General features: G+C 74.4%; 1 protein-coding gene. It reads left to right on the top strand.

The genetic code is table 11. The features are described from left to right. Positions 1–150 precede the first annotated feature (150 nt). A partial coding sequence (locus ACWGIU_RS37295) for a sel1 repeat family protein (RefSeq protein ID WP_453712498.1) occupies positions 151–1,677 on the top strand: 1,527 nt, incomplete at its 3' end.

The raw sequence follows: 1,677 nt of genomic DNA, 5'->3' as shown, positions 1-1,677 counted from the left end.
ATGTCCGGGACGGACACGCGGTAGCCGGGGAGGGTGACTTGTGGGTGGAGCGTGTTTGACTTACCTCACTGTGGGCATGTCGACAAAACGCTGTAGTGACCTCACTGGCTGCGACATACCAGGTGTACGCGGGTAGCAGGTGATGCGACGATGGGATTTATGGGGGACAGGTCAACTCTGCTGGAGACAGGGCGGTTTGTGAGGGCGGAGTCCGGAACGGGCACAGAGGCCGAGGGGGCGGCTCCGGTCGTCGACGCGCAGACCGCACTGACCGATGCGGATTTCGCTGAGGAGATGTTCGCCGAGACCGACGCGGCGAGCGACGCCGAGCTGGAAGCCCGGCACCGGGTGGCCGCCGACAAGGGCGACCCCGGAGCCATGAGCGTGCTCGGTGCGCTGCTGCTGCGCCGAGGCGACCTCGACGGCGCGGAACCCTACCTGCGGGGAGCCACGGGCGAAGGGGACCGCGCCGCCGCGAACAACCTCGGCGTGCTGCTCCACCAGCGGGGATACCCCGAGGACGCGGCCGGCTGGTGGCGGGTCGCCGCCGTCGCCGGATCCGCACCCGCCGCGCACGCCCTCGGCCGGTACTTCCGCGAGCGCGGGGACGAGCCCGCCGCCGAGTACTGGATGCGGCAGGCGGCCGAGTCCGGCCACGCGCTGGGCGCGTACGGGCTGGCGGACCTGCTGGAGCACCGCGGTGACAAGGGCGTCGAGCGCTGGTTCCGCGCCGCCGCCGAACAGGGGCACCGCGAAGCCGCGTACCGGCTGGCGAGGCACCTGCGCAAGGGCGACCCCGTCGAGGCCGAGCAGTGGTACCGGCAGGCCGCCGCGCGCGGGCACCGGCGCGCCGCCCTGCACCTGGGCGCCCTGCTGGAGGCGCGCGGCGAGCTCAAGGAGGCCGGGCGCTGGTACCTGACCTCCGCCAAGCAGGGGGAGGCGCGTGCGGCGTGCGCCCTCGGCTTCCTGCTGCGCGACGCCGGTGACGAGGAGAGCGCCGCCGTGTGGTGGCACCGGGCGGCGCAGGACGGTGACGGCAACGCCGCCAACGCACTGGGCGCGCTGCACGCCGCACGCGGGGAGACCCAGACCGCGGAGCGCTGGTACCGGACCGCCATGGACGCGGGCGACCAAAACGGGGCGTACAACCTTGCACTGCTGTGCGTCGCACAGGACCGGACCGCGCAGGCCGAGCAGTGGTACCGGCGCGCTGCCTACGCCGGGCACCGCGAGGCGGCCAACGCGCTGGCGATCATGCTGCTCCAGGTCGGGGACGCGGCCGGCGCGGAGCCGTGGTTCTCGAAGGCGGCCGAGGCGGGCAGCGTCGACGCCGCGTTCAACCTCGGGATCCTGTTCGCCAGCCGCGACGAGGACCGGACGGCGCTGAAGTGGTACGAGCGGGCCGCCTCGGCCGGTCACACCGACGCGGCGCTGCAGGTCGGCATCGCGCTGGTGCGGGACGGCGAGGACCGGGCGGCCGAGCGGCACCTGCGCTGCGCGGCCGGCGGCGGTAGTGCGGAGGCGGCGTTCCGCCTGGCCGCACTGCTGGAGTCGCTGGCCCCGCCGCCGGAGCCGGTGGCCCTGGGCGAACCCGTGGGCGGCGCCCCGCGCACCGAGAGCGAGGAGTGGTACGAGCGGGCCGCCGAGCTCGGGCACCGCCGGGCCAAGGTGCGGGTC

This window comes from Streptomyces sp. NPDC054840 (assembly GCF_053611065.1).
Note: the sequence above shows the minus strand (reverse complement) of the source record. Positions and strands in the feature narration are given on the sequence as shown.